General features: G+C 72.0%; 23 protein-coding genes and 1 pseudogene. 4 read left to right on the top strand and 20 right to left on the bottom strand.

Annotated features, from left to right (window positions below):
• Positions 1-46: 46 nt before the first annotated feature.
• The 5 genes from HG542_RS27375 to HG542_RS27355 form a co-directional block, all read right to left on the bottom strand.
• A complete protein-coding gene (locus HG542_RS27375; RefSeq protein WP_171085988.1) occupies positions 47-199 on the bottom strand; it encodes a hypothetical protein in 153 nt (50 codons plus the stop codon).
• 93 nt (positions 200-292) lie between these two features.
• Positions 293-823, bottom strand: coding sequence for a cupin domain-containing protein (locus tag HG542_RS27370; RefSeq protein WP_171086004.1), 531 nt, complete (start codon positions 821-823; stop codon positions 293-295).
• A gap of 83 nt (positions 824-906) precedes the next feature.
• A complete protein-coding gene (locus tag HG542_RS27365) occupies positions 907-1,443 on the bottom strand; it encodes a hypothetical protein (RefSeq protein WP_171085986.1) in 537 nt (178 codons plus the stop codon).
• A 185-nt stretch (positions 1,444-1,628) separates the two neighbouring features.
• On the bottom strand, positions 1,629-2,300 hold the full coding sequence (locus HG542_RS27360; RefSeq protein ID WP_308699112.1) for a DsbA family oxidoreductase: 672 nt from the start codon (positions 2,298-2,300) through the stop codon (positions 1,629-1,631).
• Positions 2,301-2,443: 143 nt separating this feature from the next.
• Positions 2,444-3,499 (bottom strand): Lrp/AsnC family transcriptional regulator, encoded by a 1,056-nt coding sequence (locus HG542_RS27355; RefSeq protein WP_229922727.1) that lies wholly within the window; start codon positions 3,497-3,499, stop codon positions 2,444-2,446.
• 110 nt (positions 3,500-3,609) lie between these two features.
• On the opposite strand from HG542_RS27355, the gene HG542_RS27350 reads away from it, so the two are divergent.
• Positions 3,610-4,326, top strand: a complete 717-nt coding sequence (locus HG542_RS27350) for an SDR family NAD(P)-dependent oxidoreductase (protein WP_171085982.1) — start codon at positions 3,610-3,612, stop codon at positions 4,324-4,326.
• Between the two features lie 74 nt (positions 4,327-4,400).
• Positions 4,401-5,384, top strand: coding sequence for an amidohydrolase family protein (locus HG542_RS27345; protein ID WP_171085980.1), 984 nt, complete (start codon positions 4,401-4,403; stop codon positions 5,382-5,384).
• A gap of 28 nt (positions 5,385-5,412) precedes the next feature.
• Here HG542_RS27345 and HG542_RS27340 read toward each other — a convergent pair whose 3' ends face one another.
• Both HG542_RS27340 and HG542_RS27335 read right to left on the bottom strand, forming a co-directional pair.
• On the bottom strand, positions 5,413-5,814 hold the full coding sequence (locus tag HG542_RS27340) for an immunity protein CdiI family protein (protein WP_229922726.1): 402 nt from the start codon (positions 5,812-5,814) through the stop codon (positions 5,413-5,415).
• Entirely contained in the window at positions 5,811-6,815 is a 1,005-nt protein-coding gene (locus HG542_RS27335; RefSeq protein ID WP_171085978.1) for a GlxA family transcriptional regulator, read from the bottom strand. The genes HG542_RS27340 and HG542_RS27335 overlap by 4 nt, the downstream gene beginning before the upstream one ends.
• A 74-nt stretch (positions 6,816-6,889) precedes the next feature.
• On the opposite strand from HG542_RS27335, the gene HG542_RS27330 reads away from it, so the two are divergent.
• On the top strand, positions 6,890-7,477 hold the full coding sequence (locus HG542_RS27330) for a cysteine hydrolase family protein (RefSeq protein WP_171085977.1): 588 nt from the start codon (positions 6,890-6,892) through the stop codon (positions 7,475-7,477).
• A gap of 97 nt (positions 7,478-7,574) precedes the next feature.
• Here HG542_RS27330 and HG542_RS27325 read toward each other — a convergent pair whose 3' ends face one another.
• From HG542_RS27325 to HG542_RS27285, 9 genes and pseudogenes are all read right to left on the bottom strand, one after another.
• Positions 7,575-8,174, bottom strand: a complete 600-nt coding sequence (locus tag HG542_RS27325; RefSeq protein WP_171085976.1) for a cation efflux transmembrane domain-containing protein — start codon at positions 8,172-8,174, stop codon at positions 7,575-7,577.
• A 74-nt stretch (positions 8,175-8,248) separates the two neighbouring features.
• Positions 8,249-8,575: pseudogene (locus HG542_RS27320) on the bottom strand (TetR/AcrR family transcriptional regulator); the annotation flags it as partial.
• 82 nt (positions 8,576-8,657) lie between these two features.
• Complete coding sequence (locus tag HG542_RS27315; protein WP_171085975.1) at positions 8,658-9,914, bottom strand: beta-ketoacyl-[acyl-carrier-protein] synthase family protein; 1,257 nt, start codon at positions 9,912-9,914, stop codon at positions 8,658-8,660.
• Positions 9,911-10,183 carry an acyl carrier protein gene (locus HG542_RS27310; RefSeq protein WP_171085974.1) on the bottom strand — a complete coding sequence of 91 codons (273 nt, stop codon included), beginning with the start codon at positions 10,181-10,183 and terminating at the stop codon, positions 9,911-9,913. Before HG542_RS27310 ends, HG542_RS27315 begins: the two co-directional genes overlap by 4 nt.
• A 43-nt stretch (positions 10,184-10,226) precedes the next feature.
• Positions 10,227-11,297, bottom strand: a complete 1,071-nt coding sequence (locus HG542_RS27305) for a beta-ketoacyl-ACP synthase 3 (RefSeq protein ID WP_171085973.1) — start codon at positions 11,295-11,297, stop codon at positions 10,227-10,229.
• Positions 11,298-11,336: 39 nt separating this feature from the next.
• A complete protein-coding gene (locus HG542_RS27300) occupies positions 11,337-12,401 on the bottom strand; it encodes a 3-oxoacyl-ACP synthase III family protein (protein ID WP_374228560.1) in 1,065 nt (354 codons plus the stop codon).
• A 1-nt stretch (position 12,402) separates the two neighbouring features.
• Positions 12,403-14,241 (bottom strand): acyl-CoA dehydrogenase family protein, encoded by a 1,839-nt coding sequence (locus tag HG542_RS27295; RefSeq protein WP_171085969.1) that lies wholly within the window; start codon positions 14,239-14,241, stop codon positions 12,403-12,405.
• Positions 14,238-15,227, bottom strand: a complete 990-nt coding sequence (locus HG542_RS27290; protein ID WP_229922725.1) for an acyltransferase domain-containing protein — start codon at positions 15,225-15,227, stop codon at positions 14,238-14,240. Before HG542_RS27290 ends, HG542_RS27295 begins: the two co-directional genes overlap by 4 nt.
• Positions 15,228-15,278: 51 nt before the next feature.
• On the bottom strand, positions 15,279-16,739 hold the full coding sequence (locus HG542_RS27285) for an NsdA family TPR-like regulatory protein (RefSeq protein ID WP_171085967.1): 1,461 nt from the start codon (positions 16,737-16,739) through the stop codon (positions 15,279-15,281).
• 211 nt (positions 16,740-16,950) lie between these two features.
• Between HG542_RS27285 and HG542_RS27280 the strand changes: the two genes are divergently transcribed.
• Complete coding sequence (locus tag HG542_RS27280) at positions 16,951-17,886, top strand: NAD-dependent epimerase/dehydratase family protein (RefSeq protein ID WP_171085965.1); 936 nt, start codon at positions 16,951-16,953, stop codon at positions 17,884-17,886.
• 45 nt (positions 17,887-17,931) lie between these two features.
• Here the strand turns inward: HG542_RS27280 and HG542_RS27275 are convergent, their stop codons facing one another.
• From HG542_RS27275 to HG542_RS27260, 4 genes are all read right to left on the bottom strand, one after another.
• Entirely contained in the window at positions 17,932-19,323 is a 1,392-nt protein-coding gene (locus HG542_RS27275) for an amino acid permease (RefSeq protein ID WP_171085963.1), read from the bottom strand.
• A 234-nt stretch (positions 19,324-19,557) separates the two neighbouring features.
• Complete coding sequence (locus tag HG542_RS27270; RefSeq protein ID WP_227722370.1) at positions 19,558-20,097, bottom strand: TIR domain-containing protein; 540 nt, start codon at positions 20,095-20,097, stop codon at positions 19,558-19,560.
• A 50-nt stretch (positions 20,098-20,147) separates the two neighbouring features.
• Positions 20,148-20,765 carry a class I SAM-dependent methyltransferase gene (locus tag HG542_RS27265; protein ID WP_171085961.1) on the bottom strand — a complete coding sequence of 206 codons (618 nt, stop codon included), beginning with the start codon at positions 20,763-20,765 and terminating at the stop codon, positions 20,148-20,150.
• Between the two features lie 59 nt (positions 20,766-20,824).
• Positions 20,825-22,690, bottom strand: a complete 1,866-nt coding sequence (locus tag HG542_RS27260) for a hypothetical protein (protein ID WP_171085958.1) — start codon at positions 22,688-22,690, stop codon at positions 20,825-20,827.
• Positions 22,691-22,700: the final 10 nt, after the last annotated feature.

Raw genomic sequence — 22,700 nt, 5'->3', positions numbered from 1 at the left:
GCCGGTTCGAACGCCACACGGCCGTACGCGATCACGAGCCCGTATATCAGGCCGAAGCCCAGCCCGACGACGGGCCCCAGGAGCAGTCCGTCCGGCAGGCCCGCGCGGAGCCCGGACGCGAACCCGAGTCGATCACGTACTTCGGCAGGTGGACCAGCCAGTCGGAGCAGGTGGTGACGATCGTCGCCGGGCGTCGCAAGCCTGCGGAGCGTGTCGAAGCAGCCATAGGGCACGCACGGGTAGGTGGGCGGCGGCTGGTGGGCCCTCGGTGTGGATGTGGTGGGCCGCTGGGTCAGCCGGAGTCCATGGGGGTGAGCTGTTCGATGTCGTAACGACGACGTAGCGCGCCGATTGCCGCCTGATCCAACTCCGTACCGGAGTTGAGGATTTCGAAGAGCTCCTCGAAGTAGCGTTCGTGATCAGGCGGGGGTGAAGCCTGGAGGAACATCCGCGCGGGTTCGGATGTCGGGTTGGCGAAGGCATGGGGGCATCCCGGGGGCACGACGACGACGGTTCCGACCGTCGCTTTGATATACCGCTGTCCCGATGGAGACTCCCAGTCCCGCCAGTGGTCTCGGGTGCGCACCCGTGGTTCGAAGGCGAGTACGTCGAGTACGCCGTCCAGGACATAGAACAGCTCCTCGCTCCGGGTGTGCAGGTGGGCACCCACGTCGAAGCCAGGCGGGACGAGTACTTCGAAACTGGACGCGGCCGGGGAATGCTCGCCGGTGACCTTGAACGTCACCTGTTGTACGGGGGAAGTGAGAGTACGCCCTGCTCCCGGCGGCACGATCAGGCCGTCGGTCCTGACGCCGAGCGGCACAGGCGGGTGTCCTTTCTGAACACGTGGGTCTGCGGTCGCCGAGTCCTCGGTGGTCACGTGATACGCCTGCTGATCCGTGACCCCTATGAGCGCGGTGCGATGAGAAGGCTGACCGGCCCCGTGCAGTGCCCCAGGCCTTCCGCGGCCAGGCAGGCGGTGGGGAGCCGACCGGGGAGGAGCGTGATCGTGCGAGTGGCTTCCGCGTCCTTGCCCCGTCCGGCTACGACTGGCCCGTGCAGGGTGAGCACCAGGGCTCCGGCGACGCGGGTGACCAGGGGAGCCGACGTGTAGTCGATCACGGATTTCGCGCCGTCGGCGTAGTGAACGATCTCCTTCGACGGCTTGGGCTGTGCGGGCAGCGAGTGGACGTCGACGCAGGAGGCCGCAGATGCCTCACCGTGGATGTGGCCGCCCGCCGCCACGGGCTCTGCGGCCCCGCCCGAGCAGGAGTAGGAGGCGTGGCCGTCGATCTGTGTGGGCCGCGGCGTGAGGGACAGCCCTGGGAAAAAGGCCGTGTTCTCCGACCCGAGGCACAGGACCGGCTCGTGGGCGAGGGCCGGTGGCGCTGCCGCCGACGAGGAGCCGGTCAGTAGTACCAGGCCGCACAGCGCCGCTGCCACACTTCTCCTGCCGAAGCCCATCACTGCCCCCTCTTGAACGGTTCGCTCCGAACCGGCTGTGACTACCCACGGCCACGTCGACGCAATTCCGGATGGCATAGATGGCTGGTGGCGTGGTGATGGCGCGTTCCCTCGACAAGCGCCCCGCCTGCGGCTCTGTGCGACTCGCCGGTGCGGTGGGCTGGTCACGCGGATGCGGCCTGGCGGAGCAGGCGCTCGTAGACGGCGGGGTCGTCGCTGTCGACGACGGGGAATCCCCGTCCGGGCTGTCCCTGCCAGTGCCAGGTGATGCCGGGGTTGAACGCGCTGGTCCCGTCGGGGAGGAACAGGTGGGGGCTGCCTTGTACGGCATCGCTCTGCGCCACGGACAGGTGTCGTTCCACGGCCGCCCGGGCCGAGCCCTGGCCCAGCGTGTTCCGGAGGGCGTCGGCGTCGACCTCGGGGCAGCTCGCGGCGACGTCCAGGATCACGTGGCGCATCGAGATGGTGCGGCTTTCGGAGAAGAACGACCGGCGTAGCGCACGGTCCAAGCTCTCACCGGCTCGCAGCCCTTGATCCTTGGCTGCTTCGACCGCCTCCATCGCCGGGAGCGTTGTCACCGGCCACTCGTGCGCCGGCCCCTGCCACAGCTGCCAGCCGGCATCCGGTTCCATGACGGCCGCCACCGGTACCTCGGAGTCGATGATGAGCTTCGGCGTGGGGATCCCGTTGATCAGCTCCAGTGGGCAGGCGCGGATGTCGAAGAGCACCCGCTCGTACAGACCGAGCCGACGGCGGGTTTCGTGTAGCCGGTGAACTGCCAGGTGTGCCCAAGGAGATGCGATCTCTGCGAACACCACGATGGTCCCTGGTTCCACAGTGACACCAGATGCCGTATTGGTCATGATGCCCGCCCCCAGGTCTCGACCTGGGTGGGCCCTCCGGGCCGAGCCCACCCACTCCAGCCGGCTCAACGAGGAAGGCACCCAAATGGCAATGGCGTTGGTCGCGACCCGGGCTCTCAGCGTCGCGGGCGAGTGCTGGAGGACGGCTCGACGAGGCGATCGCCGGAGAGACGAGTGCCGGCCTGCTTGACGTACTTCAGCACGGGTGAGACCTCCATGCTCTGCAGCCCGGCCAGGGACCCGATGCGGTCCGAAGTGAACTCGAAGAGTTCGTCGAGGTCCCGGCAGTGGGCGACGGCGTGAAGGTTCCAGGGCCCGGAGATGGCTGCGGCGAAAGCGATTTCGGGTTCCTGCGCGAGTGCGCGGCCCGCGCTCTTCACCGCCGACGGATGCACGCGGAGCCAGAGGTGCGCGCGAGCGTGATAGCCCAGGGCTGCTGGGGCGATCTCGACGTCGATGTGGACGACACGGTGCCGGAGCAGAACATCGAGGCGCCGTGAGATGCGTCCCGGGGTGAGACCGGCGGCCGTGCCGAGATCGACGAGACTGGCGCGGCCGTCCGCAGCGAGCGCATCGAGCAACTTCTCGTCCTCGGGGGTGAGACTCAGCGGCTCGCGTGTGACGATCGGGGACTCGACAAAAGGGGACCCGCAACTTCCCAGCGCTGCTTCCTCCTTCTCGGACAGCGTGCCCTGCAGGGCGGACCAGTAGTGGGCGCGGCCCCCGAGGAACTGGCGGAGCATGGAGAAGGCGTTGATGTCGAGCACCGCAGCCGTGCGGGGCAGCCGCTGCCCCAGGAGATCCTCGCGCTGTTCCCGCGACCGGGACTGCGTCGCACAGGTGACCTCGCAGCCCGCCGCGCCCAGGGCGACCCAGTTGACGTCGTCACGCTTGGCGAGCGCATCGGCGATCGCCGCGACACTGCCGGGGCGGCAGCGCAGTCGCACCAGCCACCTGCTCTGCCCCAGGGCGCCCGGGTTGACCACGCCGGTCACGCGGATGACGCCGTCGGCGCGCAGGCGGCGATACCGGCGGTTGACGGCGCCCTCGGTCAGACCGAGGGCGGTCGCGATCGCGGCGAACGAAGCCCGCGGAGCGATCTGCAGCGCCCGGATGATTCGTACGTCGTCAGGTTGTACCGACGCGGATTCCTTCATGAACGGCCTTGCCATGACGGCAATCGTACAAACGCGCGTTCGGGACTCGCCTGCGGTGCGGGGCGGACGAAAAGCTTTGGAGCACACGGAGCGCAACAACGCTCGTAGAACGGAGACGATGCTGGATGCCATCGACCGGCACCGAACAACACCCGCCGACCGCCCTCGTCATCGGGGCCTCGCGCGGCCTCGGTCATGCGATGACGGCGGAGTTCCTCGACAGGGGCTGGAACGTCGTCGGCACCGTTCGCGACACCACGGCCCGAACGCCGCTGCGCGATCTCGCGGACCGCGCCGACGGGCGGCTGACCGTCGAGCATCTCGACATCAACGAACCCGGCCAACTGCCCACGCTGCACGAGCGCCTGGCGCACCGACGACTCGACGTGCTCTTCGTCAACGCGGGCACCACCAGCAATGAGCAGACGCCCATCGGAGCGGTGGCGACGGCCGATTTCATCGACGTGATGGTCACCAACGCGCTCAGCCCCATGCGCGTCATCGAGGCCCTCGAAGACCTGGTGTCCCCGGCGGGACTCATCGGGGTGATGTCCTCCGGGCAGGGCAGCATCACGAACAACACGACCGGGGGCCGCGAGGTCTACCGGGGAAGCAAAGCAGCACTGAACATGTTCCTGCGGAGCTTCGCGGCCCGGCAAGGCGAGACGCAGCGCGCCTTCGTCCTCATGGCACCGGGCTGGATACGTACCGCTCTGGGCGGCCCGGATGCGCCGTTCACCATCGAGGAGACCGTCCCCTTGATCGTGGACGTCCTGCTCTCCCGACTGGGCACGCCCGGCGTGGCGTATCTGGACCGCTTCGGCCGGACCGTCCCTTGGTGAAACCCGCGGCCCACCTCCCAACTCTCGCCGGTCGCCGCGCTTTCGCCGGCCTGGAACGCCTCGAGGAGCAGATCGTGCCGATCATCGCCATCGAAGAACACTGGAGCATGCCGGATCTGACGGCTGCACTTCGCGCCCTGCCGCACCCGGACGAAAGTCTCGTCCTCGGGGAAATGGGCGACAACAAGGGGCGTTTGGAGGACCTGGACGCGGGCCGCATTGCGGCGATGGACGCGCAGGGCATCGACGTGTCGATCCTCGCCCTGACTCCGCCCGGAACCCAGCCGCTGCCACCCGCAGAAGCCCCGGCGCTGAGCCGCGCTGCGAACGACGCGGCCGCGGCAGCTGTCGCCCGGAACCCTGCCCGTTTCCGCTCGCTGTCGACCCTGCCCATGTCCTCACCGAAGGACGTTCCGGCCGAGCTCGAACGAGCCGCGGATATGGGGCACGTGGGAACCATGGTGTACGGGCGGTCAGGTGACCTGTTTCTCGACGATCCCGTCTACGACGATTTTTTCGGCGCGGCATCGGAACTCGGCCAGCCCGTGTTCATCCACCCCCAACTGCCTTCGAGCGATGTCCGTGATGCCTCCTACCGCGGCTTCGACCCCATGACGGAACTCGTCCTGGCCACTTTCGGCTGGGGATGGCACATGGACACCGCAACAGCAGCATTGCGGCTGATCCTCCGGGGTACCTTCGACCGCCACCCCGACCTTCAGGTCGTGCTCGGCCATTGGGGAGAGGGGCTGCTGTTCTGGCTGGACCGGGCCGACAGCATCTCCCGGATCGCCGGCCTGCAGCGCTCCGTGTCCGACTGCATCCGATCGAATTTCCACATCACGGCCTCCGGCATGCTCAATCCGGCACACCTGCAGCATGCTCTGTCGGTGACCTCGGTCGACCGTTTGCTCTTCGCCACCGATTACCCGTTCCAACGGCCGACCAGAGAGGAGATTCGTTCGTTCCTGGGGCACTTCTCTTCCGAGACGGAACGTGAGCAGTTCTCTTCCGGCAACGCGGCATCTTTGTTCGGTATTGACTCGCAGGCTGGTTGAGGGCCTTCTTCTGGTGCGTCCGGCGAGGTCAGGTGCGAACGAATCCGGCCGGGTCGGCCAAGTAACGGTCGAGGTCCGGGTCTTCGTGGAGTGGGTAGAACTTGTCGTGAATTTGCCATGCCGGGCCGAGTTCGGTGCGAAGGCGGCCGAGCGCTTGGCATACCGCCTCGTTGAAGTCGTGGCACTCCGCTTCACGCCACGGCCCCGGGTCCGGGGGGTAGTCCCGGTTCAACGACGTATCGTAGCGAGCTATCAGCCTGCTCAGATTCTCGCGGAGGCCGTGGCTGATCGGAAGTCGGTCCAGATCAACCGGCTGCCCCCATACCTCCCAGTCCTCCGGGTCCGCCCACAGGACTGCGCCTGACCCTGCGTCGAAGAAGAACCTGGCGGTGGGCATGGCGTCGACCTCTCGGTGGGCGTATCGGTTCAAGTATCCACCATGCACCCCTGCCCGGAAGGCGGCTGCTCGGCGAACGAGTTGCGGTAGGCGCGCGGGCTGGTCGACAGGCGGGACGCGAAGTGCTGGCGCATCGTGATCTCGCTGCCGAAACCGGACCGGCGGGCGACCTCGGGCATGGGCAGGTCGGTACGTTCGAGGAGTTTCTGGGCCTTTGCTATGCGGTGGTCGACGAGCCAGCGCAGCGGGGTGGTTCCGGTGGCCGCCGTGAAGTGCCGGGCGAAGGAGCGCGGCGACATCCCGACACGGGCGGCGAGTGCGGACACGGTGAGCGGCTCGTCGAGATGCGCCAGGGCGTAGGCGCGTACTTCGGCCAGCGTGTCCGCGTCGCGGTCGGTGTGCCGGGTCGGGTGTTCGATGAACTGGGCCTGGGTGCCGGTCCTGAACGGTGCGGTGACCATGGACCGGGCGACCGTCGCGGCCACCTCCGCGCCGTGCATGGCGCGCACCAGGTGCAGACACAGGTCGATGCCGGCGGCAGTGCCGGCAGAGGTCCACAGATTGCCGTCCTCGACGAACAGGGCGTTCGGCTCGACCCGCACCCGGGGGTGCCGGGCCCGCAGCTCATCGGCCAGTGCCCAGTGGGTCAGCGCCCGGCGGTCGTCCAGCAGGCCCGCCTGGGCGAGCGTGAACGCTCCGCCGCACAGCGCGGCGATGGTGGTGCCCCTGGCGTGAGCGCGGCGCAGTGCGGCGAGGAGCGGTTCGGGTGCCGGGGTGACATGGTCGTCCAGGCCCGGTACCAGGATCAGTTCGGCGCGGGGCAGCCAGGCGAGGGTGCGGTCCGGTGCGAGCGCGAGCCCGCCCCGCATGGGCACCGGTTCGGGGCCGACGGCCACCCGGCGCAGCTCGAACGCGGGGACCCCGCGGTCGGTGCGGTCCGCGCCCCACACCTCGGTGATCACCGAGACGTCGAAGGCCCGGATACCGGGGAAGGCGAGCAGGGCGATGCGGTGGGCCGGGGCCGGTCGGGTCATCCTGGCAGTAAACCATCGATCGCTGTCTTTCTTCCTTCTGTGAACGGGCCCGGCCCGGCGGCAGGATCATGGGCATGGAGATCACACAGAACGCTGCGCTGGTAGTGGTGGACGTGCAGAAGGGCTTCGACGAGTCGGAGTTCTGGGGCCCGCGCAACAACCCGGCCGCCGACGAGAACATCGCTTCCCTGATCGCGGCATGGCAGGACACGGACCGGCCGGTCGTCTTCGTACGGCACGACTCCGAGAAGCCCGGCTCGCCCCTGCGGCCCGGGTACGGGGGCAACGACTTCAAGGAGTACGTCCAGGAACGGCGCGGCAAGGGCGGCGGGCCGGAGCTGCTCGTGACCAAGTCCGTGAACTCGGCGTTCTACGGCACCCCCGACCTGGACGGCTGGTTCAAGACGGCGGGCATCACCCAGGTCGTACTGACCGGAATCCAGACCAACATGTGCGTGGAGACCACCGCCCGCATGGGCGGCAACCTCGGCTACGACGTGCTGGTCGCCCTCGACGCCACCCACACCTTCGACTTGACCGGCCCGAACGGCTGGCGCCTGACGGCGGACGAGCTGGCCCGGGCGAGTGCCGTCTCGCTGCACGGCGGGGGCTTCGCCCGGGTGGTGACAACCGGCGAGCTGGTGGCCGCCGTCCGCCCCTGACGTACCGGATCAGGGGACACTCCGGCTTCGCCCTCCTGCGCAAGCGAGTCCTTCGTGCCCGACACTCTGCACCGTGCGACTCGCAGCGTCTCGTGGTTCAGTGCTCGCCGAAGAAGATCTCGTGGACCTCGCGGACGGCGTAGTGGACGAGCACGTAGCCGGCTGCGGGATCGGCCCACCACCAGCCGAGCGTGCTGTTGAGGACCAGGCCCAGCAGGACAGCCGCGGCGAGCAGGCCATCGATGAGGGTGACGCGGCCCTCGGTCCTGAGGACGGGGTTGTCCAGGGCGGCGCCGGTGCGGGCCTTGCCGTAGGCGAGGGCGAACATCACGGCGGCGGTGACGGCGGTCCAGGCGATGCCGAGCGGGGAGTGGCGCGGGTGGAAGCCGCTGGCCAGGACGATCGTGGACTGTGCGAGCAGGTAGAGGCCGAGCAGCGCGAATCCGATCCCGATCAGCTTCAGCGCCCGCTTCCGGCGCTGTTCGCCGGTGCCGGACAGCTCCCAGATCACCACGGTGGAGGCGCCGATCTCGATCAGGGAGTCCAGGCCGAAGCCGGCCAGCGCGACCGAGCGGGCGGTGATCGCAGCGATCGCGAGGATCACGATGCCGATCACGTTCCAGCCCAGGGTCACGTACTCAAGGGCGAAACCCCGGCGGAGCAGGGCCTGGCGGGAGGTCTCTTTCACGTCGTCCACCGCGCGGATCCTCCCACTCGTACCTTCGGCGATCCTCGCAAGCCTGTGGCAGCGGACGCCGACGCCATAGGAGGCTAGCCGAGCAGCGCTGCCGTGCACTCCTCGGCGAGGGCCTCGGCGTGGGCGGGGAGGGGATCGCCGGCCCGGAGGTGGCGGCGGACCAGGGAGAGGGGCAGGTCGACCACGGCGAGCGCGACCCGCTCGGTGGCTTGCCGGCCTTCGGCGCCCAGGGCGGTGGCCAGGGAGCCGAGGGCGGCGCGTACGCGCTGGTTGCCGCGGTCCGCGCGCCGGAGGTGTTCCTCGGACCAGTCTGTGCGCCCGAACTCCTCGGCGCCGTAGAGGAGAAGAGCCGCCTCCTCCGGGTGGGCGCGGCTCCACGTGACGACATGGCGTGCCGCGGAGCCCGTACGTACGGCTGCTGCGCCTCCTCGTACACAGGCGTGAGCGCGTCCGTCCGTGACATCCAGGTCTGGCCCTGGCCCCTCACGTCGTAGTCGAGGCCGGCGCGAAGGCGAGCACCGCATGGTGGCCGCCGAACCCGCAGGAAATGCTCAAGGCGGTGCGGATTGCCTGCCGCCGCGGCGCGGTGTGCACCACGTCGACGGGGGCCATGGCGGGCTCCGGCCGGACGAAGTTGGCCGTGGGCGGCACGAGTTGGTGCTCCACACTCAGCACGGTCAGCGCGGCCTCGACCGCGCCGGCCGCCCCCATGGTGTGCCCGAGGACGCCCTTGGCCGAGGTGACCGAGGGAGGAGAAGTGCCGAACACCCGGTGCAGCACGGCGGCTTCGGTGCGGTCGTTGAGGACCGTCCCCGTTCCGTGTGCGTTGACGTGGTCGACGCTGTGCACGTCGGCGCAGGCGTCGCGCAGCGCCAGCCGGACGGCCCGGTGCAGCCCGCGGCCCTCGGGATCGGGGGTCACGAGGTGATGGGCGTCGGCCGACGAACCATGGCCGGTCAGGCGCGCGTGGACGGGAGCGTGACGCGCCGCCGCGTCCTTCTCCCGCTCCAGCACCAGCACGCCCGCCCCTTCGGCCAGGACCAGGCCGTCCCGGTCGCGGTCGAACGGGCGGCACGCGGCCGCCGGCTCGCCCGAGCGGCGCGAAAGCGCGCCCAGCGTGCCGAAGGCTGCGGCACACAGCGGGGTGACCATGGCGTCCGCCCCGCCGGCGACCGCGATGTCGCAGGCATCCTCGTTCAGCAGCATGGCCGCGGTGATGAGCGCGGTGGCGCCCGACGCGCACGCGGTGGCGGTGTGGAGGGCCGGGCCGTGCGCCCGCAGGGCGATGGCCAGTTGGCCGGCCGCCATGTTCGGCAGGAAGGCGGGCAGGGTGAACGGCGAGACCGCCCGGTGGCCCTCGTGCAGCAGCTTGTGGTGCTGCGCCTCCAGGGTCCCGGCCCCGCCGGCCGCGGAGCCCAGGACCACGGAGACCCGGGCGGCGTCCCATCCGGCCGGGTCCAACTGCGCGTCGGCGACCGCCTCGTGGGCGGCGGCGAGGGCGAACTGGGTGAACCGGTCGTGCCGCCAGGGACGTGGTCCGGGCACGTGCCGATGCGGGTCGAAGCCGGGCACCCGGCAGGCGAAATCCACCGGGAGACCGGCCAGTTCGGGGTCGCGGGCCGCGGTGGACCGGCCCGCGCACACCCCTTCCCAGGTCCGCCGGGTGCCGATGCCGGCCGGGGTGACCAGGCCGATGCCGGTGACGGCGAGCGCCCCGTCGCCGCCGTGCCGCCCGGTCACGGCAAGGCCCCGGGCCCCGCGGACCCCTGACCGGCGGCGGCCAGGTGCGCCTGCACGGCGTCCGCGAGTTGCCGCAGGCTCTGCCCCGCCGCGGAGTCGTCGGGCTCCAGCGGGACGCCCCAGCGGTCCTGGAGGGTGATGAGGAGCTCGGTCACCGCGAGGGAGTCCAGGCCGAGCTCGTCGAGGGTGACCTCGGGCCGGATCTCTTCGGGGCCGACCTCGAACTTGCCGGTGAGCACGGTCACCAGGTGGTCGTACACGGTGTGCATTGCAGGGTTCCTCCTATGCCGGTCCATGCCGGTGTATGCCGGTCTATGCCGGTGAAGACGGCCGCGGTGCGGGGGAGCCGCGCCGGGCGGGGGCCTGACTGCGGGGCTCGGCCGCCGGCCACGTCAGGGCGACCGACCCCCAGGTCAGCCCGCCGCCGAACGCGGTGAGCAGGGTGCGCGCCCCGGGCCGGACGGCGTGGCGCGCCGCGGCGTGGGCCAGGGCGAGGGGGAGCGAGGCGGCGGCCGTGTTGCCGACCTCGCCGATGTTGCCGTGACGGTGCCGAGGGGCGATGCCGACGCGGTCGGCGACGGCGTCGAGGATGCGCTGGTTGGCCTGGTGGCCGATGAACGCCTCGACGCTGCCCGGAGGCCAGCCGGCCCGGTCGAGCACGGCCAGCGACGACTCCGTCATGCGGCGCACGGCGTGCCCGTAGACCTCGCGGCCCCGCATGCGGAAGTAGCGCGACTCCCGGGACAGCCGGGGCGTGGTGCCGGGCAGCCGGGAACCGCCCGCCGCAATGGCGATGAGATCGCACCCCGCACCGTCCGCCCCCAGATCGACGGCGGCGACGGCCCCCGGCTCCGCCCGCTCCCCGCCGCGCAGCAGCACCGCGCCCGCGCCGTCGCCGAAGAGCACGGCCGTGTCGCGGTCCGTGGGGTCGATGACGGCCGAGTACGTCTCGGCACCGACGACCAGGGGACGGGCGCAGAGCCCGGCCGTCACCATGGCACCGGCGATCGCGACGCCGTAGACGAACCCCGAGCACACCGCCGCCAGGTCGAAGGCCGGCACCGGGCCCAGCCCCAGCCGGTGGGCCACCTCCGGGGCGGTGCCCGGGCAGGGCCGGTCCGGGGTGGTGGTCGCGAGCAGGAGCAGATCCGCGCGGCCGGCATCCGCCGAGTCGAGCGCGGCCCGCCCCGCCGCCACCGCGAGGTCCCCCGTGCTCGTGCCGGCCCCGGCCCGGTGGCGGCGGGAGATGCCGGTCCGGGTACGGATCCAGGCGTCGGTGGTGTCGAGCCCGCCCAGCCGCGTCACATCGGTGTTGGTCAGCACGTGCGGCGGGAGACAGGTGCCGATGCCGCAGAGCACTGCAGTACGAAGGTCCTGGTGCATCCGGGATGTTCCTTGCCTCGTGGGGTGCGCCGCGGCCGGTCATGGGGCACCGGCGGGAACGGCGGCGGTGCGGGGCGCGACGCGGATGGAGGAGGCCCCGGTCCACGTCAGCAGGGCGCTGCCCCAGGTCACGCCCGCGCCGAAGACGGTGAGCAGGATCCGCCCGCCGGGCGGCAGCAGACCGCGCGCGGCCGCAGTGGCCAGGGCGTACGGAGCGCTGGCGGCCCCGATGTTGCCGACCTCGTCCCCGACGATGACGAGCCGCTCCGGCGGGATGCCGATGCGGTCGCCGAGGCCGCGCAGCAGGACGGGGTTGGGCTGGTGGGCGATGAAGACGTCGATGTCGTCCAGCCGCAGCCGGTTGCGGGTCAGGCACTCGGCCACGAGCCGGGGGAAGATCCCGGCGATGAAGTCGCGTACGGCGCGGCCGTCCATGTGGATGCGGTGCTTGCGCCCGTCGACGGTGTCGGCGCCGGCCGGCATGCGGCTGCCGCCGGCCGGGATGAGGACGTGGTGGGCGAGCGTGCCGTCCGAGCCGAGAGCGAAGTCCGCGAACCCCCCGCCGTCCGGCACCGGCCCCAGGACCGCCGCAGCCGCCCCGTCGGCGAAGAGCACCGCCGTCCCGCGGTCGTGGGGGTCGAGGAACTTCGAGTACGCCTCGACCCCCACGACCACGGCGTACCGTGCGCATCGGTCGGTACGCAGCCAGTCGTGGGCGACCCGGGCCGCGAACAGCCAGCCCGAACAGGCCGCCCCGACGTCCAGCGCGACGGCGTTGCGGGCACCGGCGAGCGCCTGGACCCGGCAGGCGGTGGACGGGCCCAGCTCGTCGGGCGTGGAGGTCGCCGCGATCAGCAGGCCGATCCGGTCGGAGTCGAGATCGGCCGCCGCGACGGCCGCACGGACCGCGGCCGCGGCCAAGTCGGAGGCGGCCTGGCCGGGTTCGGCGACGTGCCGGGTGCGCACCCCGGTGCGCCGGAGGATCCACTCCGGGGTGACACCGAGGACCGCGGCGATGTCGTCGTTGGTCCGGCGGCCGCGGGGAAGGTACGTACCCGTCCCCAGCACGCCGACGGGCGGTGCAGAGCGGTGCATGCCATTCATGTCAGGGAAGTCCTCCGGTGTGCCAGGCGAGGGAGTCGGCGAGGGCACGGGCATAGTCGGCCGCGCCGAGCGGGACCGGACGCCCGGTGCCGGGGGAGCCCATGACCGCTTCCAGCAGGCGCAGCCGCGGCAGCAGCAGATCGCACAGCTCGTCCATCGCATGCGGCAGGGCGCGCACGGTACCCGGACCCAGGACCTGAGTGGCGAGCAGCCCGCCGGACAGCCGGCGCGCCTCCGCGACCCCGTACAGCGCCGCCAACGGACGCAGAGCCGCCGCGAGTTCGGGATCGCGCACGTCGCCGACCGTGCGGACCAGCTGCTCCGCGGCCAGACGGCTCGCGTGCGCCTCGCCGAGCTCGTACGCCGTGGACAGCAGCGGGTTCCACAACTCCAGGCCGCCCAGCCCGCGTTCCTCTCCCCGGCGCAAGGACCGGCGCAGTCCGCTCGCCAGGCGCGCCTCGTGGGCCCGGGCGGCCGTCGGCCACCAGGTGAGGCTGCGCGGCGGGATGCGCGAGGGCGGGGGAGTTCCCGTCTCGGCGGGATCGGGCCGGCCGGCCAGGGAACGTCCGGTGTCCAGGAGGATCAGCCGGTTGTCGCCGCCTGCGCTGTCGAAGGCGTGGGCGAACCCCTGGTACGCGGCGAGCCGGTTGAGGTCCAGGTATCCGGCGAGCCCGCAGCGGTGCTGGCACTCGGCGGCCAGCCGGGCGGTGGTGCTCGCCGCATGGGCCTTGTACACCGCGAGGACCGGGTCGACCGCCGTCCAGGGGGAGAAGGCCCTCCCGGCGGAACGCGCCGCGCCGGGCGCCCGCTGCCACGCGTCCAGCGCCGCGTTGCCCACGCACGTCAGGGCGAAGGACTCCGCCAACGCCCCCAGGACGGCGTGCTGTTGGGTCCGGTAGACCAGCACGGGCGAGCCCGGCGCCAGCAGCCCGTGGCTGCGGCGATGGGTGGAGTGACGCAGCGTCAGGACCGCGCACTGCCGGGCCATCGCGGCCAGGGCCGAGGGCAGGGTCGCCCACAGCGCCTGTCCCACCCCCAGCGTGCGGTGCAGCCGCGCGTCGGGGCCGGGGAGGACATCGTGGAAGGTGCCGTGCTCGTCGATGCGGGCGGTGTCGCGCAGCCAGTTCCGGTAGGGCAGGCGTACGCCGTCGAACTGGACGAGGGCGTAGTCCAGCGGCAGGGCGCCCAGGTCCACGGGCGCGGAGATCCGCACCCCGGGCAGCAGCCCCTGCTCGTCACAGAGGTTGACCAGGAAGGAGAACACCCCGCAGTCCTGCTGCGCGGTCTGCAGACGCGCGCACACCACCGCGGTCTGCGGCTCCCCGGGGGCGCCGACGCCGGAGAACTTCGCCGCCCCCGCGTCGGGAGTGGTGAGGACGAACTCCCGCCGCGCCGCGTCGAACCGGGCCGTGGTGCGCAGCGCCAGATGGCTTCCCGCGTCCCCGGTCTCCGTCACCAGGAAGACGCCCTTGGCATAGCCGCTCTCCAACGCGTCCAGCTGCGCCCGGAGTTCCGCGGGGTCGCCCGCCAGGGAGAGCACGGAGCCCATGCAGAGCACATAGTGGGAGAGAGCGGCCAGGTACAGGGGCGGGTCGGCGGCGGCCGTGCAGGTGCTCATGAGGGCGAGCAGGTACGGGTCGGCGAGCAGGTCCCGGGCCGGCGGCAGGGCCTTGGCCAGCCGGCGCAGGGCATGGTGGGTCCGCCGCCCGTGGCCCGCGTGGGCCGCCTCCGGCGCGGCGCCGGCGAGGAGCGCGGCCGTCAGGCGTTCGCGTGCTTCGGCCGGGTGCGGTCCGCCGACGATGCGGGCGAGTTCGGCCTCTGCCCCGATGCGGGGGATCATCGCGGGACCTCCGCGGGGGAGGCGGCCCGGAGGCGCAGGCGCCCGGGGTGCCGCCAGGGGAAGCCGGGCTCCGCCAGCGGGGCATGGGCCATGGGCGCGGCGGCGGGGAGCGTACTGCGGGCGCTGCGGGTCAGGGCCTGTCCGGTGCCGGCCTCCAGCAGCAGCGTGACCGGCGACGTCCACGCCTGGCGCAGCACCTCGGGCACCCGCGCGGGACGGACGAGGCAGTCGGCGAGCCCGCGGTGGACGTCGTCCTCCTTGCCGTACGCGCGGCCGAGGACGGCGGAGTGCACGGGAAAGCGCGCGGGTGCCGCGGGGACACGGCGGATCGACGCGGCGAAGCAGTGCGCCTCGTCGGTGAGCGAGGGGTGGTGGGAGAGGAAGGGCAGCCGCAGCCGGGTGGCCGTCACACCCCGCCGCCGGGCGAGGCGCTCCAGGGCCGCCACGGCGGGCGAGGCCCCGCTGACCACCGTCTCGCCGGGGTCGTTCACACAGGCCAGGGCCAGCCCCCGGGTGCACGCGGCGCGCATGAGGACGAGCGTCTGTTCCTCACCCGTCTGCAACAGGAGCATGCTCCCGTCGCACCGGGCCAGGGAGCGGGCGAGCAGACAGGCGATGCGGGCGCCTCCGGCGACGTCGAACACCCCGGCCGCCGTGAGGGCGGCGATCTCGCCGAAGCTCACCCCCAGGGCCCGCTCGGGCTCCAGACCGACGGCGCCGAGGGCCCGGCTGACGGCCAGCGAGGAGCAGAACAGGGCCAGTTGCGGCGTCCCCGGCGCGGCCGCGGCCAGCTCGCGGCCGCTCGGCGGCGAACTCCCCAGCAGCCAGGGACCCAGCGGCCTGATGCCGAATTCGGCGGCGACACCGTCGGCCTGCCGGAGCACACCGGCGAGGGCGTCGCGTACGGGCCGGTGCGTCCGGGCGGCCCGCAGCAGGGCACTGAGCGAGAAATCCCCCTGCCCGGGGAAGAGATGGACAATGCTCACGGCACAGACTCCTTTCACCGGCCCGCCGAGCCCGGAAAGGCTTTTCCTTGCTCAATTCAACGATGTCGGACGCGCCGGGAGTTGTGCGACCGGCAGCGGAAGTGTTGAACGGAGTGAAAGCCGTCGTGCGCGTGCCGGTAAGCGCCGGTATCGTCCGGCCCGTTCTGCCGCGGCCCGTGCGAGAACCTGTGCGGCGGCCGGGATCCGGCGATAAGGAGTCAGCAGACGGCGCAGCCGGAATGCGGCGGTGTCGGCTGTACCGGAACGCAAGTACCGGTAATGCTCCAGAAAGGAGTGCCACGAGATACAGGCCTCTTCCACATGCCCGTTGCGGAGCAGGATTTCCGCCCGCTGCGCATGGCTGAGCGCCAGTCCCCGCCGGTCCGTCGCGGGACGCAGGGCCAGGGACCGGGTCAGCGCCTCGCACGCGGCGGAGAAATCCCCCAGGAAGCCCAGGACCCTGGCGCGCTGGAAGTCCAGTGCGGCAGGCGGGTACGTGGTGAACGGCCCGTGCTCGTGGCCCTGTTCCGCGGCCGATTCCAGGCAGCGCTCCGCATGGCCGAGGGAGCGCAGGGCCTGGCGCCGGAGGCCGCAGGCGGCCTGGGCCGCGGCGAGTTGGGAGAAGAGATACGCCCCCGGCCCGCCGCCGTCCGCCCGCTGCCCCGCCTCCGCCGCGGCCTCGGCGGCGTGCAGGGCGGCCTGGTGATGTCCGAGCGCCAGCCCCTGCGCACTGAGCCCGCGCAGGCCGATCGCCCAGGCCAGCCGGTCGCCGGACTCGGCGGCGAGCCGCTGGGAGGTGACGAAACATCGTTGCGCGAGCCCGTGCACCCTGGCGTCCTCGTACATCCTGGCCAGCAGGAACGTCAGCCGGGAGGCCTCCACCAGGAGCGCCCTGCGCGCGTGTTCCGTCCGTGCGGAACGGAGCCAGTGGGTGACGTCCTGGGTGAGGTAGGCCGCGAGGGAGGAGCGGGCGCTGCGGCCGCCGTGGGCGTCGAGCGATGCGGCGTAGAAGCGCTCGGCATACTGCAGTATGCGGGTCTCCGCCTCGGCGGGAGAACCGCCGTGCCGGGGCCCGGTATTCCGGGGCACCGGGATGTCCAGGCGGGCGGTGCGGAGCAGTGCCTCGCGGTAGGGCTGCTGCTGTGCCGTGATCGTGCGGGCGGGGTCGGTCTCGGTGCCGGCGAGGGCCACGAGTTCGGCCTCGGGGGAACGTTTCGCCCGCGGTCCGGACGCCGCGGTGAACCCGGCGGCATCCGGGGAGACGGTGCGCTGCAGGCGCCGCGTGAGCACCTCCGCCACCAGCTCCGGCACCGGCGCCCTGGGCCGGGTGCCGCTGAGCCAGTGCGCCACGGACGTACGGTCGTAGCCCAGACTCAGACCCACCTCGGCAGCAGCCGCGTTGACGGCACGGGCGAGCGCGCCCTGCGTCCACCGGGCCTCCGCCAGCAGGGCACGGAGCCTTCTGTTGGGACGCTGACCGGGGCGGCCGTGGGTGCGGTGGGGCGAGGACATCCCGTTCTCCTGCTGTGCCGATGACCGGGAATTATGATGTCGGCACCATTCCGCGGTACGTGGATGCCGGGGGATGTCCGGATAATTCCCCGGGCGATGTCCGCACGAACCGGAAAACGGGCCGCAGGGAAATGCGCCGGTGCACAACCGGGCAGGATCGCCGTCCTGGTCCGCCTCAAAGGGTGACGGTCCCTCACGCTAGGGTGCGGGCGTGAGCATTCATGTGGTAATCGGATACGGGCCCGCCGGTGCGGCCACCGCGCGGCTGCTGGCCGGGCAAGGGCACTCCGTGCGCGTCGTCACCAGGTCCGGCCGCCGTCCCGAGCCCGGCATCGAGCACGTCGCGGCGGACGCCGCCGACTCCGCGCGACTGACCGGGATCGCCCGGGGCGCGGTCGCGATCCACGGCTGCGCCGCGCCGCCCTACCACCGCTGGGCGGCGCAATGGCCGCAACTGGCCGCGTCGATGGGCGCGGCGGCCGAGGCGACCGGGGCCGTCCTGGTCGTGCTGGGCAACCTCTACGGCTACGGCCCGGTGGACCGTCCCATGACCGAGGACCTGCCGCTCGCGGCGACCGGCCCCAAGGGGCGGGCGCGGGCCGCCGTATGGGAGCAGGTGCGCACGCTGCACGAGGAGGGCCGCATCAGGGCGGTCGAGGTGCGTGCGTCGGACTTCTTCGGGCCCGGTGTCACCGACGGGGGCCACCTGGCCTCGCGGGTCGTGCCCCGCCTGCTGCGGGGCAGGTCCGTCTCGGTGCTCGGCGACCCGGATGCGCCGCACAGCTGGACGTATCTGCCCGACGTGGCCGCGGCCCTGGTCGAGGCCGCCGGGGCGGAGCAGGCCTGGGGGCGGGCCTGGCATGTGCCGACGGCTCCCGCGCAGTCGGCCCGGCAGATGGTCGGCCGGCTGGCCGCCGAGGCGGGAACGGGCCCGGTCGCGGTGCGGAGGACGCCGCCGGCGGTGCTGGGCGCGGCGTCGCTCTTCTCGCCCCTCATCCGTGAACTGCGCGAGATCCGCTACCAGTTCGACCGGCCGTTCGTGGTGGACTCCTCCGCCTACGAGTCCGCGTTCGCGGTGCACGCCACCCCGCTCGATGAGCAGATCCGGGCCACGGTGGCGTGGTGGCGCGAGCACGGCGTCCCGTAAGGGGCGCTGGGGGGTGCCCCCAGCGCCCCTTACGGGCGCAAGGCCTCAGGAACGGCGCTGCTTCAGGTGGCCCGCGGCGGCCAGCGCCGCGACCACGATCGCCGTGCCGGCGAGCTGCTTGAGTCCGTCCCCGCTGCAGGCCATGACGGCGAAGACGCCGATGATGGCGGCGAACGCCAGCCAGGTGAGATACGGGAAGCCCCACATCCGCACCGACAGCAGCCCGGGCGCCTCGCGCTCCAGGCGGCGGCGCATGCGCAGCTGCGTGAGGCAGACGATCGACCAGACGACCAGGACCGCGCAGCCGGCGATGTTCAGCAGCCAGGCGAAGACGGTCGTCGGCCAGATGATCCCGGCGACCACGGCCGCGAAGCCGAACACGCAGGACGCCAGCACCGCGGCCATCGGCACGCCCCGGCTGACCTTGGCCAGGAAGCGCGGGCCCTGGCCCCGGCTGACCAGCGAGTAGGCCATGCGCGAGGAGCCGTAGATGTTGGCGTTCATCGCGGAGAGCAGGGCCACGAGCACCACGACCTGCATGATCGTGCCGGCGGCGGGGATGCCGAGGGTGTCGAGCACGGTGACGTAGGGACCATTGGCGGCGACACGCGGGTCGTTCCACGGCACGAGCGTGACGACGACGGCCATCGAGCCGATGTAGAAGACGGCGATGCGCCAGACGGCGGTGCGCACCGCGCGCGCCACGTTGCGGCTGGGGTTGTCGGACTCCGCCGCCGCGATGGTGACGGTCTCCAGGCCGGCGAACCCGGAGACGGTGGTGAGCAGTCCGGCCGCGAGCCCGGCGGCTCCGGCGGGGAAGAAACCGCCGTGGCCGGTGAGGTTGCCGGTGCCGGGGGAGCTGCCGAAGACCCCGAGGATGCCGAGCAGGCCCAGGACGAGGAAGGCGACAATCGCGGTGATCTTGACGGCGGAGAACCAGAACTCGAACTCGCCGAAGTTCTTGACCGCGGTCAGGTTGCTGGCGCAGAAGAACACCATGAAGACCGCCACCCAGCCGTAGGCGGGGACGAACGGCACCCAGTTGTGCATGATGGCGCCCGCCGCGGTGGCCTCGGCGGCCACGCCGGCGCACAGCATCAGCCAGTACATCCAGCCGGAGGTGGTCCCGGCCCAGGTGCCGAGCTCCTCCTCGGCGTGGACGGAGAACGATCCGGTCGAGGGGCGGGCCGCGGACATCTCGCCGAGCATCCGCATGATCAGCATGACGAGCGCGCCGGTGCCCGCGAAGAGCAGGACGATGGCCGGTCCCGCGGCGGCGATGCCGACGCCCGAGCCCACGAAGAGCCCCGCGCCGATGACCCCGCCGAGCGCGATCATCGAGAGATGGCGCTGCTTGAGGCCGTGCGACAGCACGGGCGTGGCAGGCTCCGTCGTGGGCGGGGAGTCCTCGGGGGACCGGGTGATCGTCCGACTCATGGTCGCACCTGTTCATTACGTGAGACGTACAGTGAGCTCCTCGAGTCTGCGGGGACAGGCTGCGCGTATGACGTGAACGCCCACTATTCGAACGTTTCCCTAACATTCGGTGAGGGCCTGGGTGCACAGCGGAAGGTCCCGGGCCGTGGATGGCACGCGGCTGCGGGATGCTCCGACCCGGCAGGGGATCGCCTTCGGTCCCGGGCCGGGCACCCCGCAGGCCGCCCGCCGGCGTTACGGACGGCTCGCCGGCCGCACCACCGCGGAAGAAGCGGTAGAAGCAGAAGAAGCGGAAGAAGGAGAGGAGCAGGCCCGGGCCACCGCCCGGCGCAGCGCCGCGTCGACCGCCGGCAGGGCGGCGGCGATGTCCGTGCAGACGACGGACTCCACCGCGGCCACCGTGTGCAGCCCCTGGACGAGGAAGGTGTAGTCCCGCCCCCGCTCCAGCAGCAGCACGATGGGTTTGTCGAAGGCGCTGGCCCAGCCCAGTTCGATATGGGTGCCGGGCGAGGCCGGGGAGCCCGGGATCGCGACCATGGCGTCGGCCTTGAGGATCTCCTCCTGGTCGAGCCGGGTGCACTCCTCGGGCCGCATCAGCTCCGCGCCCCACGCCTCGCGGCGGTGTGCGTTGTGCACGGAGAGGCCCTGTGCCTCGAAGTGCTTGATGAGGATGTCGAAGGGGGCCCGCGCCGTGGCGGGCATCTCCCCGGTGGCGGGGTCCAGGAGTTGCAGGAAGGGGCCGGCGAGAAAGATCGAGCGGATGTCGGGGGCCATGCTGATACCTCCGTGCGGCATGAGGCCGGTCAGTCAGGTCAGTCCTTGGGTCAGTCCTTGAGGAAGCACTGGATGTACGCGTCGCCGGTCGTGCCGTGCGTGTACGTCGTGGTGTCGTAGGCCGTGTACGGGTGCCGCTCGACCCGGATGCGGCGGAAGTGCGGCAGGTACTGCCAGCGCAGTTCCGGCTTGGTGCTGAAGAAGGGGATGAAGACCCCGCCGGGCCGCAGGATGCGCACCACCTCGGGCATGGTCTTCGCCCAGAGCTCCTTGTCCGTCCAGACGTCCATCTCCAGGGCCGGGTCGAAGAACATCCCGTCGATGCTCTCCGAGGGCAGTTCGAAGACGCGGGTGAAGAAGTCGCCGCGCTCGATGGCGAGATTGTCGGGCAGCTCGGGGTGCTGCTCGCGGAAGAGGTCCTCCACCTCGTCGAAGAGCTCCAGGACCGTATGGCTGCGGGTGGCCGGGTTCCCGGCGATGCGCAGCGCGGACAGGCCGAGGCCCAGGCCCACTTCGTAGAAGTCGTGACCGTACTCGCACAGCAGGTCCGCACTCGCCCACATCAGGTCGCGCTCCCAGGCCTGCATGGCCTGCTCGCCGCCGATGCTCAGGGTCACCTCGCCGTCCTGCTCGACGAGGTGGATCTCGGGTGTGGCCGGGTTCTCCATGACAGCCGTCCTTCGTCCGTCCGGTGATGGGTGGGTCCGAGGGTGGTGCCGGGGCCGTCTCAGGTGCGCGGTACGACGCCGAAGTGGCGCCGGGCCGTCGAGACGGCGAGGTCCTGCACGGCGAAGACCGTGAAGTAGTAGGCCTGTGGCGCGGTGCCGGGTGCGAAACGCACCCGGAAGGTGACGTCCCGGGGCCCGTCGGCGGAGCCGCGGACCTTCACCGTGGCGGGCTCGACCGTGGTGTCCTCGCGCAGGTAGGTCGGGACGAACAGGCCGAGCCGCACGGGCCCGGGACGCGCGGCCGTCAGCGCGGCGCGCACCTCCAGCACGCCGCCCTGCTCGGCCTCGTCGGCCGCGTACGCCCACAGCGACGGCGCGCCGGGAACGCGGAAGGTGACGTCGCCGCAGCGCATGCACACCACGCAGACGGTGTCCAGGACGTGCGGCAGCAGTCCGCGCCGGGTGAACTCCTGGGCCGGGCGGCCGCAGTGGCAGGTCACCTCGCGCACGTGCGGGTCGAGGGAGCTGCGGTCGCCGAAGTGGGCGGGGTAGTTCATGATCTCGTTCTCGGGGTTCGCCGTGATCTGCTCGGCGATGGCGTGGTCGAGGGACTGCAGGTCCCCTGCGAGAGAGGAGCGGATCTCCTCGGGCGACTGGTCGGCGAGGTGGGTGGGGCGGGCCACCCACAGGTCCGTCTTCCGCGCCAGCTTCGCCAGCCGGGGGCGCAACGCGTGGTTGTGCGGCAGCAGTTCGGAGGCGAGCAGCGCGGTGAGCCGGTGGCCCGTGGTGAGCAGCAGCGGGTCGGGGCGGTGGTCGGAGGGCGCGGGCGCGGCGGGTGTCCGGCCGGGCGCGTCCGGCATGCCGAAGCGCATGAACGCCGGGTACGGGTGCGAGCCGGCGAGACTGGCGTTGAGGGTGTCGACGGAGTCCGCGCCGGTGGTGGCGGCGTGCATCCACGCGACGTTCTCGGGCCGGTCGGAGTCGTGGACGGACACGGCGGAGACCACCGTGCGGGCGGGCCCGTCGAGGGCGTTGAGCAGCAGCTGGTACTTGGGGTCGTAGAGCGCGAGGTCGGCGAGCGGGCCGCTGTTGCAGGCGCTGAGCACCACCTCCACGGCCTCCACCCGGTTCAGGGGGACCAGCTTGTCCTCGGGCTTGTAGCACGGCAGCCCGTAGGCGCAGCGGGGGCCGAGCAGCCCGGGTGCGGCGGGGGCGGCCGGGTTGAGGCCGCAGACGGTGAACTCGCCGAGGTTGACGCTGTCGTCCTTGCCGTGCCCCTGGAAGACCACCCGGCGCCAGCGGGTGCCGAGGATCTCGGCCTGGATGTCGGTGCGTTCGAAGTCCCGGTCGTCGTACACCCGCACCCCGGTCGGGTGCGGCGGCCGGTCCGTGTCGGTGAACAGGCCCAGTGCGTCGACACCGGGGGCCGGACGCGCGTACTGCTTGGCCGCGTTCCAGGCGAGGGAGGCGTCGTCCCGTCCGCTGAGCAGAGTCAGGGCACGTTCCGTGCCGCGGTACGTGGCCAGCAGCAGGTCCCGGACCGGGGCGAGGGTGATCCGGTCGTAGCAGCCGACGACCAGGAGCGAGCCGGTATGCCGCGCGGCGAATCCGGCGGCATCGGCCAGTTCCTGCTCCCCGCACCACCGGAGGGCGAGCGGGCGGCACAACTCCGCGATGCCGTCGAGCAGTTCGTCGGCACCCAGCACGACACCGAGGTCCAGGGGAGCCGGGAAGCACCTGTCCGCGTAGAGGCCCGCGGCCAGTTCCGCGCTCCGCGCCAGGTCGGCGCGGCCCTCGACCGGTACGGGCACGGGTGTGCGGCCGGGGTCCCCCAGGAACTCCTTCACGGCAGCGGCGAACCGTTCGCGGGTGACCGGACGGAACGGGCCGTGCTCATGCTGTTGTTCGGGGATGGGACGGTTCATGGGTGGTCTT

This window comes from Streptomyces morookaense (assembly GCF_013030945.1).
GTDB lineage: Bacteria > Actinomycetota > Actinomycetes > Streptomycetales > Streptomycetaceae > Streptomyces > Streptomyces morookaensis.
Note: the sequence above shows the minus strand (reverse complement) of the source record. Positions and strands in the feature narration are given on the sequence as shown.